18 protein-coding genes are annotated in these 22910 nt (G+C 57.3%); 10 read left to right on the top strand and 8 right to left on the bottom strand.

Annotation, left to right across the window (positions count from 1 at the left end):
* Nucleotides 1–135 precede the first annotated feature (135 nt).
* The 5 genes from H8S59_RS11155 to pgi all read left to right on the top strand — a co-directional run bounded on the left by H8S59_RS11155 (nucleotide 136) and on the right by pgi (nucleotide 5969).
* A complete protein-coding gene (locus H8S59_RS11155) occupies nucleotides 136–1536 on the top strand; it encodes a polynucleotide adenylyltransferase PcnB (RefSeq protein ID WP_095098271.1) in 1401 nt (466 codons plus the stop codon).
* Between the two features lie 24 nt (nucleotides 1537–1560).
* On the top strand, nucleotides 1561–2025 hold the full coding sequence (folK, locus tag H8S59_RS11150; protein WP_080238132.1) for a 2-amino-4-hydroxy-6-hydroxymethyldihydropteridine diphosphokinase: 465 nt from the start codon (nucleotides 1561–1563) through the stop codon (nucleotides 2023–2025).
* Between the two features lie 232 nt (nucleotides 2026–2257).
* Complete coding sequence (panB, locus tag H8S59_RS11145; RefSeq protein WP_187521438.1) at nucleotides 2258–3058, top strand: 3-methyl-2-oxobutanoate hydroxymethyltransferase; 801 nt, start codon at nucleotides 2258–2260, stop codon at nucleotides 3056–3058.
* Complete coding sequence (gene panC / locus H8S59_RS11140) at nucleotides 3055–3912, top strand: pantoate--beta-alanine ligase (RefSeq protein WP_187521437.1); 858 nt, start codon at nucleotides 3055–3057, stop codon at nucleotides 3910–3912. The genes panB and panC overlap by 4 nt, the downstream gene beginning before the upstream one ends.
* A gap of 392 nt (nucleotides 3913–4304) precedes the next feature.
* A complete protein-coding gene (gene pgi, locus H8S59_RS11135; protein WP_187521436.1) occupies nucleotides 4305–5969 on the top strand; it encodes a glucose-6-phosphate isomerase in 1665 nt (554 codons plus the stop codon).
* Between the two features lie 200 nt (nucleotides 5970–6169).
* On the opposite strand, the gene H8S59_RS11130 is transcribed toward pgi, so the two are convergent.
* Nucleotides 6170–6382 carry a DUF6124 family protein gene (locus H8S59_RS11130; RefSeq protein ID WP_187521435.1) on the bottom strand — a complete coding sequence of 71 codons (213 nt, stop codon included), beginning with the start codon at nucleotides 6380–6382 and terminating at the stop codon, nucleotides 6170–6172.
* Nucleotides 6383–6902: 520 nt separating this feature from the next.
* Here H8S59_RS11130 and H8S59_RS11125 point away from each other — a divergent pair.
* From H8S59_RS11125 to H8S59_RS11105, 5 genes are all read left to right on the top strand, one after another.
* The gene (locus tag H8S59_RS11125; protein ID WP_187521434.1) at nucleotides 6903–7769 is read left to right on the top strand and encodes an oxygenase MpaB family protein; all 867 of its coding nucleotides are present in this window, start codon (nucleotides 6903–6905) and stop codon (nucleotides 7767–7769) included.
* A gap of 150 nt (nucleotides 7770–7919) precedes the next feature.
* Nucleotides 7920–9098 carry an acetyl-CoA C-acetyltransferase gene (locus tag H8S59_RS11120; protein WP_187521433.1) on the top strand — a complete coding sequence of 393 codons (1179 nt, stop codon included), beginning with the start codon at nucleotides 7920–7922 and terminating at the stop codon, nucleotides 9096–9098.
* 246 nt (nucleotides 9099–9344) lie between these two features.
* Entirely contained in the window at nucleotides 9345–10361 is a 1017-nt protein-coding gene (locus H8S59_RS11115; RefSeq protein ID WP_095098291.1) for a class I SAM-dependent rRNA methyltransferase, read from the top strand.
* A 122-nt stretch (nucleotides 10362–10483) separates the two neighbouring features.
* Nucleotides 10484–13462 (top strand): DUF748 domain-containing protein, encoded by a 2979-nt coding sequence (locus H8S59_RS11110; RefSeq protein WP_187521432.1) that lies wholly within the window; start codon nucleotides 10484–10486, stop codon nucleotides 13460–13462.
* A 2-nt stretch (nucleotides 13463–13464) separates the two neighbouring features.
* Nucleotides 13465–13770: a DUF2845 domain-containing protein gene (locus H8S59_RS11105; protein ID WP_187521431.1), complete on the top strand. Its 306-nt coding sequence runs from the start codon at nucleotides 13465–13467 to the stop codon at nucleotides 13768–13770.
* 267 nt (nucleotides 13771–14037) lie between these two features.
* Here the strand turns inward: H8S59_RS11105 and H8S59_RS11100 are convergent, their stop codons facing one another.
* From H8S59_RS11100 to nusA, 7 genes are all read right to left on the bottom strand, one after another.
* Nucleotides 14038–14388, bottom strand: coding sequence for a BON domain-containing protein (locus tag H8S59_RS11100; RefSeq protein ID WP_095098297.1), 351 nt, complete (start codon nucleotides 14386–14388; stop codon nucleotides 14038–14040).
* A 289-nt stretch (nucleotides 14389–14677) separates the two neighbouring features.
* The gene (gene pnp / locus H8S59_RS11095) at nucleotides 14678–16783 is read right to left on the bottom strand and encodes a polyribonucleotide nucleotidyltransferase (protein WP_027900330.1); all 2106 of its coding nucleotides are present in this window, start codon (nucleotides 16781–16783) and stop codon (nucleotides 14678–14680) included.
* A gap of 171 nt (nucleotides 16784–16954) precedes the next feature.
* Nucleotides 16955–17224, bottom strand: coding sequence for a 30S ribosomal protein S15 (gene rpsO / locus H8S59_RS11090; protein WP_002555121.1), 270 nt, complete (start codon nucleotides 17222–17224; stop codon nucleotides 16955–16957).
* A gap of 142 nt (nucleotides 17225–17366) precedes the next feature.
* Nucleotides 17367–18284, bottom strand: coding sequence for a tRNA pseudouridine(55) synthase TruB (gene truB, locus H8S59_RS11085; protein ID WP_187521430.1), 918 nt, complete (start codon nucleotides 18282–18284; stop codon nucleotides 17367–17369).
* A gap of 3 nt (nucleotides 18285–18287) precedes the next feature.
* Nucleotides 18288–18701 carry a 30S ribosome-binding factor RbfA gene (rbfA, locus tag H8S59_RS11080; protein WP_187521429.1) on the bottom strand — a complete coding sequence of 138 codons (414 nt, stop codon included), beginning with the start codon at nucleotides 18699–18701 and terminating at the stop codon, nucleotides 18288–18290.
* A 160-nt stretch (nucleotides 18702–18861) separates the two neighbouring features.
* On the bottom strand, nucleotides 18862–21378 hold the full coding sequence (gene infB / locus H8S59_RS11075; protein ID WP_095098306.1) for a translation initiation factor IF-2: 2517 nt from the start codon (nucleotides 21376–21378) through the stop codon (nucleotides 18862–18864).
* A 27-nt stretch (nucleotides 21379–21405) separates the two neighbouring features.
* Nucleotides 21406–22887: a transcription termination factor NusA gene (gene nusA, locus H8S59_RS11070; RefSeq protein WP_027900325.1), complete on the bottom strand. Its 1482-nt coding sequence runs from the start codon at nucleotides 22885–22887 to the stop codon at nucleotides 21406–21408.
* Between the last annotated feature and the right edge of the window lie 23 nt (nucleotides 22888–22910).

Raw genomic sequence — 22910 nt, 5'->3', positions numbered from 1 at the left:
CGCCACCGGTAATGCGCCAGCCAAAACGCCATCGCGCAGCTTCCTACACCATCCCCTGACTAAATGCTAGAATCCCCGCCCATCATGCGGTCATTCTTTGTTTTTGGCCGAATATTCCTTCAAACAGTGCATCCCATGCTGAAGAAGCTGTTCCAGTCATTTCGTACTCCACTGCGTAAACCGCAGCAACATATCCGCAGCACGCCTGAAGTGCTCAACAGCAGCCAACACTCGCTGCAACGCGGCCAATTCAGCCGTTATGCGGTGAATATCGTCGAGCGCCTGCAAAATGCGGGCTATCAGGCTTATCTGGTCGGCGGCTGCGTTCGTGACCTGATGCTGAACATCACGCCCAAGGATTTCGACGTCGCCACCAGCGCCACGCCGGAGCAGGTGCGTGCCGAATTCCGCAATGCCCGCATCATTGGCCGCAGGTTCAAGCTGGTTCACATCCACTTCGGTCGTGAAATCATCGAAGTCGCGACGTTCCGTGCCAATCATCCGCAAGATGATGAGGAAGAGGACAGCAATCAGTCTTCGCGTAACGAGAGCGGCCGGATTCTGCGCGACAACGTTTACGGCACCCTTGAAGACGACGCCCAGCGCCGCGACTTCACGATCAACGCCCTGTATTACGACCCGGTTAGCGAGCGCATCCTCGACTACGCCAACGGCGTACACGACATCCGCAACCGCCTGATCCGCCTGATTGGCGATCCGGAGCAGCGTTACAAGGAAGACCCGGTGCGCATGCTGCGTGCGGTGCGTTTCGCCGCCAAGCTGGACTTCGGCATCGAGAAGCACAGCGCCACGCCGATTCGTCCCCTGGCACCGATGCTGCGCGATATTCCGTCGGCACGCCTGTTCGAAGAAGTGCTCAAGCTGTTCCTCTCAGGTTACGCGGAACCCACCTTCGAAATGCTGGTGGACCTGGAGTTGTTTGACCCGCTGTTCCCGGCCAGCGCCAAGGCTCTGGAATACCGTCCGACCTACACCCATACGCTGATCAGCCAGGCACTGGCCAACACTGACCTGCGTATCAAGCAGAACAAACCGGTGACACCGGCCTTCCTGTTCGCTGCTCTGCTGTGGCCTGCGCTGCCAGCCAAAGTGCTGCGCCTGCAGGAACGCGGTATGCCGCCAATCCCTGCCATGCAGGAAGCGGCCAACGAACTGATCATCGAGCAGTGCCAGCGTATTGCGATTCCGAAGCGCTTCACCATGCCGATCCGGGAAATCTGGGACATGCAGGAACGTCTGCCGCGCCGCTCCGGCAAGCGCGCCGACCTGCTGCTCGACAATCCACGCTTCCGGGCCGGTTACGATTTCTTGCTGTTGCGTGAAAGTGCAGGCGAAGAAACCGATGGTCTGGGCGAATGGTGGACTGACTATCAGGACGCCAACGACAGCGAACGTCGCACCATGATCAGCGAACTCGGCAGCAAGCCCGAAGCGGGTGCCCCGCGCAAACGTCGCCGCAGCAGTGGCACCAAACGCAAACGTGCCGGTGGCGAACCGGCCGCATCGGGCGAGTAACACGTGGAACGCGTCTATATAGGCATGGGCAGTAACCTGGCTGCCCCCGCCGAGCAACTGCGCCATGCCATCAGGGCATTGGCCAGGTTGCCGCAGAGCCAGTGGGTCGGCGTCTCTTCCTTCTATGTAAGCGACTCGCTGCTGCCCAATCAGCCGCGTTACACCAACGCAGTTGCAGCGCTGGACACCACCCTCGAACCGCTTGCCCTGCTTGACGCGCTACAGGCTATCGAACTGGATCAAGGCCGTGAACGCACCGAGCGCTGGGGGCCGCGGACACTGGACCTGGACATTCTGGTATTCGGTGAGCGATTGATCGACGAACCCCGTCTCAAAGTGCCGCATTACCACATGCAGGCCCGGGCTTTCGTGCTCTACCCATTGGCCGAACTTGCGCCCGATTTGCAACTGGCCGACGGCCGCTCCCTGAGCAAATTGCTGACCCGCTGCCCCTTTGAAGGCATTGAGCGTTTGGTGCCTCAGGCGTAATAGCCAAGCGCCCGGTAACACACCGCTCAAACGGCAGTTGAATCGTTAAAACCGACAATTGACTTAATCCCCCCTCGTCACGAAGATAGGCGTCCCGCCAGCCTGATCGCTGGCTTATGGGCGCAAGCAGGCTGCTTTCAAACACCGCACACGACGGTGTACCTGCTTGAACCGGATGAATCTCACGCGCTGCTCGCCGTCGTATTCACCGCGCCTGACAGAGGACTTTTCCATGCCAGATATCACCGTAACGTCGTTGCAGGCTCTCAAGCAGAAAGGTGAAAAGATCACCATGCTGACATGCTATGACGCGACCTTTGCCCATGCCGCCAGCGAAGCAGGCGTCGAAGTGCTGCTGGTCGGCGACTCGTTGGGCATGGTCCTGCAGGGACATGACAGCACACTGCCAGTGACCACGGCCGACATGGCTTATCACGTTGCCTGCGTCAAACGTGGCAACCAGGGCGCGTTGATCATGGCTGACCTGCCCTTCATGTCCTACGCCACCCTTGAGCAAACCTACACCAACAGCGCTGCGCTGATGCAAGCCGGTGCGCACATAGTCAAGATTGAAGGCGCGGCATGGCTGGCCGAGTCGATTCGGCTGCTGGCAGACCGTGGTATCCCGGTCTGTGCGCACATGGGCCTGACGCCGCAATCGGTCAATGTGCTCGGTGGTTACAAGGTCCAGGGGCGTCTGGAAACCCAGGCGCGCCAGATGCGAGCAGACGCCATTACCCTTGAACAGGCCGGTGCGGCGATGCTTCTGCTGGAATGCGTGCCGAGCGAACTGGCTCAGGAAATCAGCCATGCCGTGAAGATCCCGGTCATCGGTATCGGTGCGGGCAGCGCCACCGACGGCCAGGTGCTTGTCATGCATGACATGCTTGGCCTTTCCATTACCGGACGCGTGCCCAAGTTCGTAAAGAACTTCATGGTCGGCCAACCTGACATCCAGGCCGCATTCCGCGCCTATGTCAGCGCCGTCAAAGACGTCAGCTTCCCCGGCACTGAACACGGATTCTCCGCATGAACACAGTAAAAACCGTACGCGAACTGCGCGCTGCTGTCGCTCGTGCGCGCAGTGAAGGCAAACGGATCGGCCTGGTGCCGACCATGGGCAACCTGCACAGCGGCCATGCGGCACTGGTCACCAAAGCCGCACAACGCGCTGACTTTGTAGTGGCGACCATTTTCGTCAATCCGATGCAGTTCGGGCCCAACGAAGACCTGGCGACCTACCCTCGTACCCTGGCTGCCGATCAGGAAAGACTGCTCGAAGCAGGCTGTCACTTGCTGTTCACGCCCAATGTCGAAGAGATGTATCCCCATGGCATGGCGGATCAGACCGTGGTCAGCGTGCCGGTTATTTCCGAAGGTCTATGCGGTGCCAGTCGCCCCGGCCATTTCGATGGCGTATCGACGGTTGTCAGCAAGCTGTTCAACATGGTTCAGCCTGATCTGGCCGTGTTCGGCGAAAAAGACTTTCAGCAACTGGCGGTCATCCGTGCGCTGGTTCGCGACCTGAACATGCCGATCCAGATCATTGGCGAGCCGACCGTGCGCGCCGAAGACGGCCTGGCGCTGTCCTCGCGTAACGGTTATCTCAATGAAGAACAGCGCGCGACCGCGCCTGTGCTTTACAAGGTCATCCAGCAAATCGGCGCAGCAGTTGATAATGGCGACAAAAACTTCGTTACCTTGCTGGACGCCGGTAAGCGCCAGCTTGAAGCAGCGGGGTTGCGACCTGATTATCTGGAAATCCGCGAAGCCACCAGCCTGAAGCCTGCGACTGAGCAAGACAGCGATCTGGTGATTCTGGCGGCAGCGTTTCTGGGCAAGACCCGATTGATTGATAACCTGCATTTGAATCGGGAGCAGCACTGAGCTTGTCGGCTTTCCTGACACCGCTACGCCGTGCAGGAAACAAAGGTCCTGTGGGAGCGGTGCTTGCCCGCGATAAGGGCACCGCGATTCACGTGAATCACGTCCAGCCTTATCGCGGGCAAGCACCGCTCCCACAAGAGATTGCATTCCAACCCTGAACAGCTACGTGCCGGGGCAATGAACTTAGCCACCCCCGCAATGCCCTATTCGTACCGGTTTCATTGCGTCTGTTCATCCAACAGACAGCAACATGTGAAATAGTACCGGGCACCGAGCAGTTCAGGCGCAGACACAGCCGCACATAATGTTTAGTCTTGGTGCCACGATTAAAAAGTCTGCTTATCTTCGCTTTCAGTGTTTAGCCAGTTCCAAGTACAAGGAAACCCGCAGCGATGGCGTACTACCGCACCCCTTCTGATGTGACCGCCCTGCCCGCATGGCAGGCGCTCAACCAACACCGCCAAGCCATGCAGGATTTCAGCATGCGCGAAGCCTTCAATGCTGACCCGCAGCGTTTCGACCAATTCACCCTCAGCAGCTGCGGACTGTTTCTCGATTACTCGAAAAACCTGATCAACGCAGAGACCCGTGACTTGCTGGTCCAGTTGGCCAACGAAGTGGGCCTCAAAGATGCCATCAAGGCGCAATACGACGGCGAACTGGTCAACTCCTCCGAAGGTCGCCCGGCGTTGCACACCGCGCTGCGCCGCCCGGTTGGCGACAAACTGCAGGTCAACGGCGTCAACGTGATGCCTGAAGTACACAAAGTGCTGAACCAGATGACTGATCTGGTCGGCCGTATTCACGATGGCCTGTGGCGCGGTTACAGCGAAAAGCCGATCACCGACGTGGTGAACATCGGCATCGGTGGCTCGTTCCTCGGCCCCGAGCTGGTGTCTGAAGCGCTGCTGTCCTACGCGCAGAAAGGCGTGCGCTGTCACTATCTGGCGAACATCGATGGCAGTGAGTTCCACGAGCTGACCATGAAGCTGCGTGCTGAAACGACGCTGTTTATCGTTTCGTCGAAGACCTTCACCACCTTGGAAACCCTCAAGAACGCCACTGCGGCGCGTGCCTGGTATCTGGCACAAGGCGGTTCCGAGGCCGAGCTGTATCGTCACTTCATCGCCGTGTCGAGCAACAACGCAGCGGCCGTGGCATTTGGCATCCGCGAAGAAAACATCTTCCCGATGTGGGACTGGGTCGGCGGTCGTTACTCGCTGTGGTCGGCTATTGGTCTGCCGATTGCGCTGGCCATCGGCATGTCCAACTTCAAGGAACTGTTGTCCGGCGCGTACTCCATGGATCAACACTTCCTGAACGCAGATTTCGAGCAGAACATGCCTGTGCTGCTGGGTTTGCTGGGCGTCTGGTACGGGAATTTCTGGGGCGCGCAGAGCCACGCGATCCTGCCTTACGACCACTACCTGCGTAACATCACCAAGCACCTGCAACAGCTGGACATGGAATCCAACGGCAAGAGCGTCCGTCAGGACGGTACGCCTGCGCTGACTGACACTGGCCCGGTGATCTGGGGCGGCGTAGGTTGCAATGGCCAGCATGCTTATCATCAATTGCTGCATCAAGGCACCCAGCTGATTCCGGCAGATTTCATTGTGCCGATCGTCAGCTTCAACCCGGTGTCCGATCACCATCAGTGGCTATACGCCAACTGCCTGTCCCAGAGCCAGGCCCTGATGATCGGCAAGACCCGCACCGAAGCCGAAGCCGAACTGCGCGACAAAGGCCTGAGCGAAGAAGACGTGCAGAAGCTTGCACCGCACAAGGTCATTCCGGGCAACCGTCCGAGCAACACCCTGGTGGTCGAGCGCATCAGCCCTCGTCGCCTGGGTGCGCTGGTGGCGATGTATGAACACAAGGTGTTCGTGCAGAGCGTGGTCTGGGGCATCAATGCCTTCGACCAATGGGGCGTGGAGTTGGGCAAGGAAATGGGTAAAGCCGTTTACCAACGCCTGACTGGCGGCACCGAAAAGCCAGCCGATGATGCTTCGACTCAAGGTCTGATCAACTACTTCCGCGGCCGTCACCGCGGCTGATTGGCCTCAAGCAATACCCAGACCCGCTGTTCTCGCAAGAGACGGCGGGTTTTGTTTTTTACGCCTGCAAGCAGATGTACGACGTGGGACCGGCTTTAGCCGGGAAAGCGGTCTTTCTAACAATACAAATGTGTCAACTGTACTGGCCTCTTCCCGGCTAAAGCCGGTCCCACGTCGTAAGTTTGCTTCCTGCGCCGGGCTCAGTGCGCCTCAACCCGCGCCAACGACCGATCCAGTTCAGTCCTGGCCATGCCAATCAAATGCACCACCGAAAACGCCAGGTCACGTTTCGGGCCGTTGAGGCTGTCGCCTGATTCGTACGCCGTCGCGGCAGCGCAACGCAGGAGTTCGCTGATGTGCAATAAAGATTGTTCGAGGGAAATGTCTGGTGGATCCGGTGTTACTTTTTTCATGGCTTTCTTCCTTATGGGGCCACCGGACAATCGCTGCTAAACGATTGAGGGTGGCGGCTTTGTCGCGGGTTAGCAGACCGGGAAGATAGCCAGAACCGGCGCACTCGAAAGTGCCCCACGCAAAGCCGCCATAAGCGGTATTCATGCGTGGCTTCTCTTCTCAGGCTGCTAAACCCGATCACTGATGAGCAGTGACCGGCGCAGCCTAGAGAGCAAAATCCACCCACGCAAGGGGTCAGGATTTTCTAGGAAACTTCACTCAGAGGAAAGGGAGAAGTCTGTCGGAACAGGCCTATCTCCGGGGTATTTAGTGAGCTTAGGTAACAGATATCTACTGCATCGTTGACAAGACTTGAATCAAAGGGCGAAGCGGGGCATGGTCGGCATACATGGCGCATCCCGGACTTGTAGGAGCCAACTTGTTGGCGAGGTAATACACCTGACACACCGCCTCGCCAACAAGTTGGCTCCTACAGGCCACATGCGACCGGAATTGCTGTGTTTTGCCTAATGAGACCCCATGGAATTCATCCGCAGTCGTATCGAAACCCAGGTCATGAGCCTGACAGGCTTATCCCTCGGCCAACTCGATCTGGAAAATCCCAAGGGCGATCCGGGTTTGTTCGGGCCGGACGCCATCTGCTGGCAAGTCCATGGCGATTTTCCTTCCATGTTGATTGGCGGTATCAGCGCTCTGATGCTGCAAGCCTTGCATCCCCTGGCGTTGGCGGGGGTTTGGGATCACTCCAACTTTCGCCAGGACATGCTCGGCCGGCTGCGGCGCACCGGGCAATTTATTTCGGGCACAACGTTTGGCTCTACCCATGACGCCAACTGGTTGATCGATAAAGTCCGGACCATCCATTTACAGGTCACCGGCACCGCGCCGGACGGCCGACCTTATGCCGCAAGCGACCCGGATTTGCTGACATGGGTACACGTAGCTGAAGTCAGCAACTTCCTCGCGGCGCATCTTCGTTACCTCAATCCCGAACTTTCCCTCGCCGATCAGGATAAGTACTACGACGAAACCGCCGTGATTGCAGAACGTCTCGGCGCCAGGAACGTGCCCCGCTCTGCCCAGGCCATTGCCGATTATCTGCAACAGATACGCCCTCAATTACTGTGCGACGAGCGCAGCCGGGAAGTGCTGCGCATCCTGCTGAACGCACCCGCGCCAAGCCTGCTGGCCAAGCCCATGGGCGCACTGATGATGCAGGCGGGCATTGATCTGTTACCGAACTGGGCGAGTGAGATGCTGGGCGTGCAGCAAACCCCGCTCCAGCGACGCATGATCCGCGCAAGCGTAAAGCGCAGCGCGCCGGTGTTGCGCTGGGCGGTTCGCAACGGGTCGATTCATCGAGCGCGGCGGCGGATGGGGCTGTAATCGCAGAATCGGACCGGGCAGTTCTCGGTTGGAAGCTGAACCGCCTTCTGTGCCAACATGTATTCTCTTCTATCGAAAGCCTTCTATCACAGCCCGTCAGGCCATCTGCTCCGTGCCTGAGGTAAACCAATAAAAGTGAGGATCTGCGCCATGCAAGACGTCGTTATCGTTGCCGCTACTCGTACCGCTGTCGGAAGCTTCCAGGGTTCACTGGCGAATGTTTACGCAGTCGATCTGGGCGCAGCGGTTATTCGCCAGCTTCTGACGCAGACTGGACTCGATGGTGCGCAGGTCGATGAAGTGATCATGGGGCAGGTGCTCACGGCCGGCGCCGGTCAGAACCCGGCGCGCCAGGCAGCGATCAAGGCAGGCCTGCCCTTTGCGGTTCCGGCGATGACCCTCAATAAAGTCTGCGGCTCGGGCCTTAAGGCACTGCACCTGGCAACCCAGGCGATTCGCTGTGGCGACGCCGAGGTGATCATTGCAGGCGGCCAGGAAAACATGAGCCTGTCCAACTACGTTATGCCGGGCGCACGAACCGGTCTGCGCATGGGGCACAGCACGCTGGTGGATACGATGATCAGCGATGGTTTGTGGGATGCCTTCAACGACTATCACATGGGCATCACGGCGGAAAATCTGGCTGACAAGTACGAAATCAGCCGCGAAGCTCAGGATGCGTTCGCCGCATCCTCTCAGCAGAAAGCCGTTGCTGCGATTGAGGGTGGACGCTTCGTTGATGAGATCACGCCGATTCTGATCCCTCAGCGCAAAGGCGACCCTGTGGCCTTCGCAACCGACGAGCAACCGCGCGCAGGCACCACCGCTGAAACACTGGGCAAACTCAAACCCGCTTTCAAGAAGGACGGTTCGGTGACGGCGGGTAACGCCTCTTCGCTGAACGACGGCGCGGCTGCGGTAATCCTGATGAGTGCGGCCAAGGCTGCGGAGTTGGGCTTGCCCGTACTGGCGCGCATTGCCGCCTATGCCAATGCCGGTGTTGACCCGGCAATCATGGGCATCGGCCCGGTCAGTGCGACCCGTCGCTGCCTGGATAAAGCCGGTTGGTCGATTGAGCAACTGGAGCTTATCGAAGCTAACGAAGCCTTTGCCGCACAGGCATTGTCCGTCGGTAAAGAGCTGGGTTGGGACATGGCGAAGGTCAACGTCAACGGCGGAGCCATTGCGTTGGGCCACCCGATTGGCGCATCAGGCTGCCGCGTGCTGGTCACCCTGCTGCACGAGATGATCAAGCGCGACGCGAAAAAAGGCCTCGCGACTTTGTGTATTGGTGGTGGCCAAGGCGTGGCGCTGGCGTTGGCGCGGTAATCAAAACCTCCACAGGTGGCTGCATTGGAATGCGATCCCTGTGGAAGACCTTGCTAGCTGACGTGGGACCGGCTTTAGCCGGGAAGAGGCCGGTACATCCGCCAAATGTGTATCGAAACAAATGCCGCCTTCCCGGCTAAAGCAGGTCCCACGTCTTGCGCAGATCCCGCTGGTATTGCATTCACAACCTGACATCAGGCCTGACCTGATAAACTGCCGCGCCTACATCCAGCCAAGGCGCTTTGCATGTCTTCCTTGATTCAGGCGCTTAGTGTCGCCCTCGATAACCGTCAACCTCTGCTCGCCGAACTGCATCAGCAAGGTACGGATTGTTATCGGCTGTTCCACGGCAGCCAGGAAGGCGCCAGCGGCCTGACCATCGACCGCTACGGTCCGCAATTGCTGGTGCAGAGTTTCCATACGCGCCTTGAGCGCGACGTATTGCTTGAGCTGCACGCTGCCGTAAACGCCCGGCTGGGCCTGGATTTCCTGCTGGTTTACAACGACCGCTCCCAAGGTAACTCGCGGATTGATCGCGAAGACGCCGTCTACAAAGCCGAACCCGCAGCACTGGAAGACTTGATCGGCCACGAATGGGGCCTCAATTATCGCGTGCGTGGGCGACATGCCGGGCAAGATCCGTTGTTGTTTCTTGACCTGCGCAACACTCGGGGTTGGGTCAAGCAGCACAGTAAAGGCAAAAGCGTGCTCAACCTGTTTGCGTATACCTGCGGTGTTGGCCTGAGTGCGGCGGCGGGCGGTGCCAGCGAGGTGTGCAACCTGGACTTCGCGGAAGGCAACCTGGCAGTCGGTCGTGAAAACGGCGCACTTAATCCGCACCTGCCGGGTATGTCGTTCATCCAGTCCGACTACTTCCCAGCAATCCGTCAGTTGGCAGGTCTGCCCGTCACCCAGCGACGCGGTCACAAACTGCCCGATTACGTGAAGCTTGAGCAGCGCCAGTACGATCTGGTCCTGCTCGACCCACCCGCATGGGCGAAAAGCGCTTTCGGCACAGTGGACTTGCTGCGTGATTATCAAAGCCTGCTCAAGCCTGCGCTGCTGACCACCGCCGAAGATGGCGTATTGATCTGCTGCAATAACCTGGCAAAAGTCAGCATGGATGATTGGCGCGAGCAGGTATTGCGCTGCGCCACCAAGAGCGGGCGGCCGGTCCGCGATTGGCAGGTCATGCCGCCCGCTGTGGACTTTCCCTCAATGGACAATCAGCCACCGCTGAAGACCCTGATCTTGCACCTCTGATCACCGTACAGAGTTTAGGGAAATATCCTACGACATGGAGAGGCGGTGCCTTCGGAACCAGATTGGCATGCCATACTCCAAGGAGCTCCCATAAAGTCCGATAAAGAGAGACGATGCCTCACATGTCCAAAGGATTGATACGCACGATTGGTACCCTGCTGGTCGTTTTCGGACTCTATAACGTTCTGGGCTTTCTGATTTTGCCCGGTGTTGGTTTGCGCATTGCCAACCAGCAACTGGAGAAGTATTCCACCGTTCCGGCACGACTGGAGCGTATTGAGTTCAATCCCTACAGCCTGAAGCTGACCCTGTGGGGCCTGAATATCGGCGCGCCGGGCAAAGAACAGATTGCTTTTGAAAAGCTTTACGCCGATCTGCAGATCGATAGCCTATGGACCCGCGCCCTGCATTTGCAGGCCATTGAGCTGGTCAAGCCCAAGACAGAGCTGTTGTTCGATAAAAACGGCGCGCTGAACCTGACTCAGCTTTTCAAGCTGCCGCCGAGTGAACCCGCTGCCGCCGATGAACCGGCCAGCAAGCCTTTCCCGCTGCGTATCGACGAGATCAAGCTGGCCGACGGTTACGTGCATTTTAAAGACATGCGCCCTGGCGAACCCATTGAGTTCCTTTACGACAAACTGAACTTTGAGCTGAAAAACCTCAGCACATTGCCTGAAGACAATGCGGATATGACACTGGTCGCCGCAGGCCCGGATGGCGGTCAGATTGATTGGGTCGGACGTATAAGCCTGATTCCAATCACCTCACAAGGCACTTTGAAAGTCACTGACAGCAAGATGAAGCTCTGGTGGCCTTACGTGCGTGACGCGCTGCCACTGGTGTTGAAAGACGGCGTACTCAATTTCAGCACCGCCTATTCGCTCAATCTTTCGAAAGAAACCGAATTCAAGCTGACCGACACCGCGCTAAGCATTGCGCCGTTCGCCATCGACGCTCCGGATGGACGTCCACTGGCGCGCTTGCAGCGCCTTGACGTCACCGAGAGCTCCGTCGATCTGGCTAAACAATTAGTCACGGTCGGCAAGGTCCGCAGTAACCGGCTGGAAACCTGGGCAGCGCTGGAAGCAGATGGTCAGCTTGACTGGCAAAAGCTGTTCGCGAGTCAGCCCACCAAACCTGCTGCCAAATCAGCCGCCGCACCTGACGCGAAACCTGCGGTGGACGACAAGGCTGCACCGGCACCCGCCACGGCCGATGCTCAACCAACTGCTGCCAAACCAGCGGCCGCTTCCAAGCCATGGCAAGTGCTGCTCAAAGACGTGCAACTGCGTGACTACCAGGTCCACCTTGCAGACCGCAGCCAGAAAGAGCCGGTCGCGCTGGACGTGGGCCCGTTGAATCTGGACATGCAAAACTTCGACAGCCTGAACAAATCACCGTTTACCCTGAAGCTCGATACCGGCGTGGGCAAGCAGGGCAAGCTTACCGCTGCGGGCGATGTCAATCTGAACCCGGTCAGCGCAAAGCTGCAGGTCACCACCAAAGACATCGATCTACGTGTGGCTCAGGCTTACATCAGCCCGTTCATTCAGCTTGAACTGCGCAGCGGCATGCTGGGGAGCAATCTGGCGGTCAACCTTAAAAGCACCGAACCACTGGCGTTCACTATCAATGGCAAGGCGCAAGTTGAACAGTTGCACACGTTGGATACGCAGAAAAAACGTGACTTCCTCAAGTGGCAAAAGCTCACGCTGGAAGGCCTCAATTACGAGCACGGCGACAGTCTGAACATTGCCAGGGTCAATCTGGAGCAGCCTTATGCGCGCTTCATGATCAATAATGACCGGACGACCAATATCGATGACCTGCTGATCCCGCAACCGGCAGACAAAAAGCCAGTCGCCAAGACCAGTGCTTCAGCCCCCAAGGAAAAGCCGCTGGGCATTCGTATCGGCGAAGTGAATATCAATGACGGTTCAGCCAACTTTGCTGACTTCAGCCTTACACCGAACTTCGCCACCGCGGTTCAGCAACTCAATGGGCGTATCGGCACGCTGGATAATCGCCAATCCAGCCCTGCCACGGTCGACGTCAACGGCAAAGTGGACAGGTATGCGCCGGTCACGATCAAAGGCAGCCTGAACCCATTTGACCCGATGTCTGCGCTGGACATCGCCACCAGCTTCAAACGCGTGGAACTGACCACACTGACGCCGTACTCGGGCAAGTTCGCCGGGTATCGCATCCGCAAGGGTCGACTCAATCTGGACCTGCATTACAAGATCACCAAAGGCCAGCTGCTGGCTCAAAACAAGGTTGTGGTCGAGCAGCTGGAACTGGGCGAGAAGGTTGATAGCCCAGACGCCGTCAATCTTCCATTGCGACTGGCAGTGGCGCTGCTCAAAGACGTGGACGGCAAGATTTCCATTGAGCTGCCGGTCTCCGGGGATTTGAATAACCCCCAGTTCAGCGTCATGCCGATTGTCTGGCAGACCCTGCGTAATCTTGTTGTCCGTGCCGCGGCATCGCCGTTCAAGTTCATTGGCGGATTGGTCGGCGGCGGAGGCTCTGAGGACTTGAGCAGCATAAGGTTCGCGCCCGGAGCCACCGAACTGAGCCCGGACACCCAGAAAGCACTGGATAAGCTCGCAGCAGCCCTCAAAGAACGCCCTACCCTGCGTCTTGAGATTGAAGGCACCAGTGCGGCGAGCAGCGATGGCCCGTTCCTCGCCCAGCAGCGTCTTGAACGCGAATACCAATACACGTACTACAAGATCCTTCAGCGCCGCGGCGACAAGGTTCCGGCCAGAGCGGCCATGGTTGATGTGCCTGACAGCGAAAAAGCTCCGATGCTGGAAGGCATTTACCGCGCACGCCTGAAAAAGCAGCCGCCAGCGCAATGGGCGGACCTGGGCAAGGAGGAGCGTTCCAACAAGATGCGTTCCGAGATTATTCAGTTCTGGAGCGGCAACGAGGTACTGTTGCGCGAACTCGGGCAGAACCGTGCAAGCAGCATCAAGGATTACCTTGTGGACAAGGGTAAGCTCGAAGACGAGCGCGTCTATTTTGTCGATGCCAGGCTTGGTCAGGCAGAGAAAGATGGCAGCGTGATCAGCCCACTGCATCTGGACAGTGAGTAACTATGCGTACCCCTTTGATTGCATGCTTCGTCTTGTTCGCGGTTTGCGCTTCGGCTCAGGCTTCCACCTTGCGCTGCGGCAGTCAGCTCATCAGCGCCGGTGATCGTGCGTTTGAAGTACAGCAAAAGTGCGGCGCTCCCGTGAGCCAGGAAGTCATAGGCTCCAAGGAGACCTTCAGCGGCAATTATCGCCGGTCTGAAGAGGTGAAGATCGAAGAGTGGATCTATGGACCGGACCACGGCATGTATCAGTACCTGCGCTTTGAGGGCGGTCGACTGGTAAGGATCGACAGCAAGCGGGGGAATTAGGGAATACCGCGTTCAGACGTGGGACCGGCTTTAGCCGGGAAGAGGCCCGCACAGCCGTCGCATTTGTATCGCTCTGAATGCTGCCTTCCCGGCTAAAGCCGGTCCCACGTCGAGTAGGGCCACACCAATAGAAAAAGCCCCGACGTTTCCGCCGGGGCTTTTAATGACCACATCCTTGTGGTCCTTCGCATGAACCTTTCCAGAATCAGCGGTTACCCATCCAGGTTACCCGCCAATCCCTTTACTCGTTCAGCGATGAATGTCTGATTACTCAGCTTTCAGAGCTTCAGCTGTGACGCCTTTAACGCCTTTGATTTTCTTGGCGATGGCAACAGCTGTAGTTTTTTGAGTTTCGGTTACTTTAACCTCGGAGGACAGGGAAACCACGCCGTTCTTGGTTTCTACCTTGATGTCCGAACCTGGGATGCCTTTTTCGGTCAGCAGATCAGCTTTAACCTTGGTGGTGATCCAGGTGTCAGAAGTGTCTTGTTTAACTTCTTGAGTAGTGGTGTTAGCAGCTACGACCATTGGGGTAGCGGCGGTCTGAGCGAAGGCAGCGTTGGCCATAGTCAGAGTCAGTGCAGTAGCGGTGGCAGCAGCAATAGCGAACTTCTTCATACGAGTAACTCCTGTTTTTCTCAGAAACTGCGCCAGCAAGTGGCAGCAGGGTTACTGGTATATATCGCAAGCGGTGTGCCAGTTTATAGCGATGGATAATATCTATATAAATCAATAACTTACAATATTAGCCGATTTCCAGAATCGTGCAGATTGCCCGCTCGTCGATACTTTCGCGTGCAAGATGCATGCTTTACCCAGTTTGCAACAAAGTTCAGTAACTACTTAATTAGACACATAAAAAAGGGATCCCGAAGGATCCCTTTTTAGTAGCTGGCTAATCTACAGATCAGACGCCCGATGCTTTCGCAGCGGCAACGTCTTTGATCGACAGCTTGATACGGCCACGGTTGTCGACGTCCAGTACCAGCACTTCGACTTCCTCGCCTTCTTTCAGGATGTCAGTCACTTTCTCAACGCGAGCATCGCTCAGCATGGAGATGTGAACCAGACCGTCCTTGCCAGGCAGGATGTTTACGAATGCGCCGAAGTCGACGATGCGCTCAACCTTACCAACGTAGATCTTGCCGATCTCGGCCTCAGCGGTGATACCCAGAACGCGCTGACGTGCTGCCTCAGCCGCTTCCTTGGTTTCGCCGAAGATCTTGATCGAGCCGTCGTCTTCGATATCGATCGAAGCTTTGGTCTCTTCACAGATTGCACGGATGGTCGCGCCACCTTTACCGATAACATCACGGATTTTGTCGGTGTCGATTTTCATCGCGATCATGGTCGGAGCATTTTCCGACAGCTCGGTACGCGACTGACCAATGATCTGGTTCATCTGACCGAGGATGTTCAGGCGCGCTTCCAGGGCTTGGCCCAGAGCGATTTCCATGATTTCTTCGGTGATGCCTTTGATCTTGATGTCCATCTGCAGCGCGGTAACACCTTTAGCGGTACCTGCTACTTTGAAGTCCATGTCGCCCAGGTGGTCTTCGTCACCCAGGATGTCGGTCAGGATGGCGAACTTCTCGCCTTCTTTAACCAGACCCATGGCGATACCGGCAACAGGTGCCTTCATCGGTACACCGGCGTCCATCAGTGCCAGGGAAGCACCGCACACGGAGGCCATGGAGCTGGAACCGTTGGACTCGGTGATTTCCGAAACGATACGGATGGTGTACGGGAACACGTCAGCGGCAGGCAGCATGGCCTGAACCGAACGACGCGCCAGACGGCCGTGACCGATTTCACGACGACCAGCACCGCCCATACGACCACACTCGCCCACCGAGAACGGAGGGAAGTTGTAGTGCAGCATGAACGGGTCTTTTTTCTCGCCTTCGAGGGTGTCGAGCAACTGCGCGTCACGTGCGGTACCCAGAGTGGCAACAACCAGTGCCTGAGTTTCGCCACGCGTGAACAGAGCCGAACCGTGAGTCTTCGGCAGAACGCCTACTTCGATGTTCAGCGGACGTACAGTGCGAGTGTCGCGACCGTCGATACGTGGCTTGCCGTTAACGATGTTTTCGCGAACGGTGCGGTATTCGATTTCACCGAAAGCCGCTTTGACTTCGCTGGCGGACGGGCTGCCTTCTTCAACGGCCAGTTTGGCAACGATCTGATCTTTCAGCTCGCCCAGACGCGCGTAGCGATCAGCTTTGACAGTGATGGTGTAAGCCTGGGAAATCGCGTCGCCGAACTCGGCGCGGATCGCGCTCAGAAGCGAAGTGGCTTCAGGCTTCGGCGTCCAGGCCCAGGTAGGCTTGGCAGCTTCGGCGGCCAGTTCCTTAACAGCCTTGATCACCGACTGGAATTCGTCGTGGGCGAACAGTACTGCGCCCAGCATCTGGTCTTCGGTCAGCTCTTTGGCTTCCGATTCAACCATCAGAACGGCTTCTTCGGTACCGGCTACGACCATGTCCAGGCTCGAAGCCTTGAGTTGCTCGTAAGTCGGGTTCAGCAGGTAGCCGGTGCTTTCGTGGAAAGCAACGCGCGCTGCGCCGATCGGACCATCAAAAGGAATTCCGGAGATCGCCAGAGCAGCCGAAGTACCGATCATCGCAGCGACGTCCGGATCGGTTTTCTTGCTGGTGGAAACGACGGTGCAGACAACCTGCACTTCGTTCATGAAGCCTTCCGGGAAGAGCGGACGGATCGGACGGTCGATCAGACGGGAAGTCAGGGTTTCTTTTTCGGAAGGACGGCCTTCACGCTTGAAGAAGCCACCAGGGATTTTACCTGCAGCGTAGGTTTTTTCCTGGTAGTGCACGGAAAGTGGGAAGAAGCCTTTGCTTGGGTCTGCTGTCTTGGCGCCGACCACAGTCACAAGTACGGTGACGTCGTCGTCAACGGTGACCAATACAGCACCCGAAGCTTGACGGGCAATACGGCCAGTCTCGAGGGTTACGGTCGATTGACCGAATTGAAATTTCTTGATTACCGGGTTCACGGTTTCCTACCTTCTTTGTGGCTCTTGGGGAACTGGTTTCTTGCGAATTCTTGGGCGGTGCGGGGAATCGGCCCCACGACTGTCCAGATACAACTAGAGGCTGGGAGCCTGCCAGCCTTACCGAAAAACGGTAAGACAACGACAGACAACCAACCTCTATCCGAGTCGTTATTAGCGACGCAGACCCAGACGACCGATCAGGGCGCTGTAACGGCTAACGTCCTTACCTTTCAGGTAATCCAGCAGCTTACGACGCTGGTTTACCATACGGATCAGACCACGACGCGAGTGGTGATCTTTACCGTTGGCCTTGAAGTGGCCTTGCAGTTTGTTGATGTTGGCGGTCAGCAGTGCAACTTGCACTTCTGGCGAACCAGTGTCACCAACAGCTTGCTGGTAGTCGGTTACGATCTGAGCTTTTTCTTCAACGCTGAGTGCCATGTGGGCAATCCTTTTATCAGGAAACCATTCCGAAGAGCGGTTTCAACAGGCCAAGGGCAAACCCTTGTATTAAAAGATGAGGAATGACCGTGCCTGTTAACAGCCATCCTCTCCCGGATCATTCACATGACCCGGGGTTCGGTCATTCTGACCGAATCAAGCGACGTGGCGCGATCCGCCCGTCTTCGCTCACTTCACCGATACCGATGAAGCGACCATTGTGATCCTGCACGCGAACCATGCCGAACTGCGGCGCGTCCGGTGCTCTTACCGGCTGACCATGCAACCAGTAAAACGAACTGTGTTCCGAAAACTGCAATAACGGCCAGTCCTGCAAACCGCTGTCCGATGGCATCAGGAAGCGATCAACCGCTTCGTTACCGCCGTCGGCGTGCACTTGCTCCAACTCATCCAGGGTGACCGTCTGGGTCAAGCTGAAAGGTCCGGCTTGTGTACGACGCAGTTGCGCGACATAAGCACCGCAACCCAGTTTCTCACCAATGTCTTCAACCAGGGTACGTATATATGTACCTTTGCTGCAATCCACCGAGAAGCGTGCAGTGTCTGCATCACTTTCGAGCAATTCCAGGCGCGCAATAGTAACAGAACGCGCTTCACGCTCCACTACTTCCCCGGCACGAGCGAGCTTGTAGAGCGGCTGCCCGTCACGCTTGAGCGCGGAGTACATCGGAGGTATCTGACTGATTTCACCGCGAAATTCAGGCAAAACCGTTTCGATATCGGCACGACCAACGGTCACCGGGCGCGTTTGCAAAACCTCACCTTCGGCATCGCCGGTGGTCGTGGTTTTACCTAATTGCGCCAGGGTTTCGTAGGACTTGTCTGAATCGAGCAGGTATTGCGAGAACTTGGTGGCCTCACCAAAGCACAGCGGCAGGACGCCACTGGCCAAGGGGTCGAGGCTGCCAGTGTGACCGGCTTTTTCGGCATTGAGCAACCAACGCACCTTTTGCAGGGCTGCGTTGGAAGTGAAGCCCAGCGGTTTGTCGAGCAGGATGATCCCGCTGACGTTACGACGAATGCGCTTGACCTGAGCCACGCCTTATTCCTCGTTGCTTGCTGGCTTGGTGCTTTGCGGCTCGTCACCGGCATGCTGGCCATATTCGGCAACAGCACGTTCGATCAGGGCCGACAGGTGCGCACCACGCACGACGCTTTCGTCGTAGTGGAAGTGCAACTGAGGCACGCTGCGCAGTTTCATTTCACGGGCCAGTTGCATGCGCAGGAAACCTGCAGCGGAATTCAGCACCTTGATGGTCTGCGAAATTTCTTCTGCGCTGTCCTGACCCATGACGGTCATGAAAATCTTGGCGTGACCCACGTCGCGGCTGACATCAACAGCGGTGATGGTGACCAGACCGACACGCGGGTCCTTGATTTCGCGACGGATCAGTTGAGCCAGCTCGCGCTGCATCTGATCGCCAATGCGTTGGGTACGGCTATATTCTTTTGCCATGTTTTGCTACCTGATGCTGACCGGGGGCGAAACCCTCGCGGTCTGAAAGCGGCAAACGCCCGGCCTGACAGATGTCGGACCGGGCGTTGCGTGTTGAGCCCATGACAGGGTCTGCGGCATTTGCATGCGAAGACCTGCCATGGCTCCTATAGCTCGCGACTTAGAGGCTGCGAGCCACTTGGACCTTCTCGAAGACTTCGATCTTGTCACCGACTTTGACGTCGTTGTAGCTCTTGACGCCAATACCGCATTCCATGCCGGCACGAACTTCGGAAGCGTCATCCTTGAAGCGACGCAGGGATTCCAGCTCGCCTTCGAAGATAACGATGTCTTCACGCAGTACGCGAATCGGACGGTTACGGAAGACAACGCCTTCGACAACCATGCAACCAGCGATCGCGCCAAACTTCGGCGAACGGAACACGTCACGCACTTCGGCAATACCCAGGATATTTTCCCGAACATCGCTGCCAAGCATGCCGGTGAGGGCTTTCTTGACGTCTTCGATGATGTCGTAGATCACGTTGTAGTAACGCATATCCAGACCTTCCTGCTCGACGATCTTGCGAGCGCCAGCATCGGCACGCACGTTGAAGCCGAACAGTACAGCGTTGGAAGCCAGCGCCAGGTTGGCGTCGCTCTCGGTGATACCACCGACACCGCCGCCGACTACGCGCACTTGCACTTCGTCGTTACCCAGGCCGTTCAATGCGCCCTGCAGAGCTTCCAGGGAACCACGGACATCAGATTTGAGGACGATGTTAAGCGTCTTCTTCTCTTCCTGACCCATGTTCTCGAAGATGTTCTCCAGCTTGCCAGCGTGAGCACGGGCCAGTTTGACTTCGCGGAACTTGCCTTGACGGAACAGAGCCACTTCACGGGCTTTCTTCTCGTCAGCCACTACGCTCATCTCGTCGCCAGCGTCCGGAGTACCGTCCAGGCCGAGAATCTCGACCGGAATGGATGGACCCGCTTCCTTGATTGGCTTGCCGTTCTCGTCGAGCATGGCGCGGACGCGGCCATAGTTCGAACCGACCAGTACCATGTCGCCCTGACGCAGCGTACCGTCCTGAACCAGAACAGTAGCGACCGGACCGCGGCCCTTGTCGAGACGCGATTCAACAACCACACCACGGCCAGGAGCCGAAGGCGTTGCAGTCAGCTCAAGAACTTCAGCCTGCAACAGTACCGCTTCGAGCAGTTCGTCAACACCGGTACCCATCTTCGCGGAGACCGAAACGAACGGTGTTTCACCGCCCCACTCTTCGGACGTCACGCCGTGAACCGACAGCTCACTGCGGATGCGGTCCAGGTCAGCGCCCGGCTTGTCGATCTTGTTCACTGCAACCACCAGCGGAACACCGGCAGCCTTGGCGTGTTGCACGGCTTCGATGGTCTGTGGCATCACGCCGTCGTCAGCAGCAACGACCAGAATCACGATGTCAGTCGCCTTGGCACCACGAGCACGCATTGCGGTAAACGCAGCGTGACCCGGGGTATCGAGGAACGTGACCATGCCGCGTTCGGTTTCAACGTGGTAAGCACCGATGTGCTGGGTGATACCACCGGCTTCGCCAGCAGCAACCTTGGCACGACGGATATAGTCGAGCAGGGAAGTCTTACCGTGGTCAACGTGACCCATTACGGTCACAACCGGAGCACGGGAGAACGTCTCGCCTTCGAACTTCAGCGATTCTGCCAGGGAATCTTCCAGGGCGGTGTCGCTGACCAGGGTCACTTTGTGGCCCAGCTCTTCAGCAACCAGTTGGGCAGTTTCCTGATCCAGAACCTGGTTGATGGTGGCCGGAGTGCCCAGCTTGAACATGAACTTGATGATCTCAGCTGCCTTGACCGACATTTGTTGTGCTAGGTCGCCGACAGAGATGGTCTCACCGATTTTCACGTCACGAACCAGAGGACCGGTTGGGCTCTGGAAGCCGTGAGCGTTACGCTTCTTCAGCTTGGCCTTGCCACGACCACCACGACGGAAGCCATCGCTTTCTTCGTCGGTGGTACGCGGTGCAACGCGTGGCGCTGGCGCTTTCTCTTTAACAGAGGCGCGATGCGGGGCGTTCTTGCGATCGCCGTCACCACCACGAGCGTTGCGATCATCGCTGCGCGGTTTGTCCGGGCGACGCTGTTCATCACGCTTGCGCACTTCGGCAACCGGTGCCGGAGCAGGTGCAGCAGGTGCTTCCTGAACAGGCTGGGCAACCGGAGCTGGCGCAGCTACGGCTTCAGAGGCAGCAGGTGCTGGCGCTGAAGGCTGATTACGCGCTTCTTCTTCGGCGCGACGCTTGGCTTCTTCTTCAGCCTTCTGACGTGCAGCATTTTCTACGGCGCGACGTTCATCAAGCTCGCGCTTGCGCTCGGCCTCGATTTCTTCCGGGCTGCGCTGCACGAATACTTTCTTCTTGCGTACTTCAACGCTGATGCTTTTGCTGCCAGCAACACGCAGGGTGCTGGTGGTTTTACGCTGCAGCGTGATCTTGCGTGGTTCTTCCACTTTCGCCTTGTGACTGCTTTTCAAGTGAGTCAGCAACGATTGCTTCTCACTGTCAGTCACTTTTTCTTCGGCGGCGGTGTGCGGCAGACCTGCCTCACGCATCTGCTGCAACAGGCGCTCTACCGGTGTTTTGACCTCATCGGCCAGTTGTTTCACCGTGACTTGCGTCATGCACTTCTCTCCTCAGGCCGCGCCTAATTACTCGAACCAGTGGGCTCGGGCGGCCATGATCAACTTGCCGGCACGAATATCATCAATGCCGTCGATGTCGAGCAGATCGTCAATAGACTGCTCGGCCAGGTCTTCGCGGGTAATTACGCCGCGCACCGCCAGTTCCATCGCCAAATCCTTGTCCATACCCTCAAGCGAGAGCAGGTCTTCGGCCGGATGGGCGTCTGCCAGCTTTTCCTCTGTAGCGATGGCTTTGGTCAACAAACGATCCTTGGCCCGAGCACGAAGCTCGTTGACGGTTTCCTCGTCAAAGCCGTCGATGTTGAGCATCTCCTCCACCGGTACATAGGCAATCTCTTCCAGGCTGGTGAAGCCTTCATCTACCAGCACTTGCGCCAGATCTTCGTCGACTTCCAGCTCGTCGATGAAGTTGCGCAGGATGTCGCCGGTTTCTGCTTGCTGCTTGGCCTGGATGTCCGATTCGGTCATTACGTTCAGGGTCCAACCAGTCAGTTGACTGGCCAGACGCACGTTCTGACCGCCACGACCAATGGCCTGAGCCAGGTTGTCGGCACCGACCGCGATGTCCATTGCATGGGCGTCTTCATCTACGATGATTGCCGCCACTTCAGCCGGGGACATCGCGTTGATGACGAATTGAGCCGGATTGTCATCCCAAAGGACGATATCCACTCGTTCGCCACCCAGTTCGCCCGAAACAGCCTGAACTCGCGAACCACGCATGCCGATACAGGCACCTTGCGGGTCGATTCGTTTGTCCTTGGAGCGAACAGCGATTTTTGCACGTGAACCCGGGTCACGAGAGGCAGCCATCACCTCGATCAGACCTTCAGCGATTTCCGGCACTTCAATGCGGAAAAGCTCAATCAGCATCTCTGGCGCTGTACGCGACAGAATCAGCTGCGGACCACGGTTTTCTGTGCGAATTTCCTTCAACAGGGCCCTTAGACGGACACCTACGCGGAAGGTTTCGCGGGAAATAATGTCTTCACGAGCCAGCAGCGCTTCGGCGTTGTTACCCAGGTCAACGATAACGTTGTCACGTGTAACCTTCTTGACCGTGCCGGAAATGATTTCGCCCAATCGTTCACGATAGGCGTCAACCACTTGCGCACGCTCGGCTTCGCGAACTTTCTGCACAATAACTTGCTTGGCAGTCTGCGCGGCGATACGGCCGAACTCGATGGATTCGATTTTTTCTTCGATCAGGTCGCCGGCTACAGCACCTGGCCTTTTCTCTTGAGCCTGATCGACAGCCAACTCGTACGCTGGATCGTCAAGATCTTCATCTTCGACTACTGTCCAGCGACGGAAAGTCTCGTAGTTACCTGTTTGACGGTTGATCTCTACACGCAGCTCAACTTCATCTTCAAAACGTTTTTTTGTCGCGGTGGCCAGGGCCAACTCCAGCGCTTCAAAAATCACATCTGCCGGAACGCCCTTTTCATTGGACACCGACTCAACAACCAGCAGTACTTCTTTGCTCATCGTACGCCTCGCCTTTCGCAAGC

The sequence above is a fragment of the Pseudomonas folii genome, assembly GCF_014357575.1.
Taxonomy (GTDB): Bacteria; Pseudomonadota; Gammaproteobacteria; order Pseudomonadales; family Pseudomonadaceae; genus Aquipseudomonas; species Aquipseudomonas folii.
This window is presented reverse-complemented; position numbering and strand designations above follow the sequence as displayed.